The organism is Saccharopolyspora sp. 6V (genome assembly GCF_020176785.1).
GTDB classification, from domain to species: Bacteria; Actinomycetota; Actinomycetes; order Mycobacteriales; family Pseudonocardiaceae; genus Saccharopolyspora_C; species Saccharopolyspora_C gregorii.
Map to the genome: position 1 here is coordinate 1 of NZ_JAIUKB010000237.1, position 614 is coordinate 614.

Annotated in this window: 1 pseudogene; it reads left to right on the forward strand. The window is 70.4% G+C overall.

From position 1 onward, the window contains the following. Positions 1–614, forward strand: a pseudogene (locus tag LCD35_RS29700) (serine hydroxymethyltransferase); the annotation flags it as partial.

Sequence of the window (614 nt, forward strand, 5' to 3'; positions counted from 1 at the left end):
GAGATCGCCGACGAGGTCGGTGCTTACCTGATGGTCGACATGGCCCACTTCGCCGGCCTGGTCGCCGCCGGGCTGCACCCGAGCCCGCTGCCCTATGCCGATGTGGTCACCACGACCACCCACAAGACCCTCGGCGGCCCCCGGGGCGGGGTGATCCTCTCGGCCAGTGAGGAGTTCGCGAAGAAGTTCAACTCCGCGGTCTTCCCCGGCCAGCAGGGCGGGCCCCTGGAACACGTCATCGCGGGCAAGGCCGTGCTGTTCAAACTCGCCGCCACCCCGGAGTTCGCCGACCGCCAGCAACGCACCCTCGACGGCGCCCGCATCATCGCCGACCGCCTCCTGCACGACGACGCCCGCGCAGCGGGGGTGTCGCTGGTCTCCGGCGGCACCGACGTCCACCTCGTCCTGGTCGACCTGCGCCACAGCGAACTCGACGGCAAACAGGCCGAAGACCGCCTCCACACCATCGGCATCACCGTCAACCGCAACGCCGTCCCCCACGACCCCCGACCCCCCATGACCACCAGCGGCCTGCGCATCGGCACCCCCGCCCTGGCCACCCGCGGCTTCACCACCACCGAATTCACCGAAGTCGCCGACATCATCGCCACAGC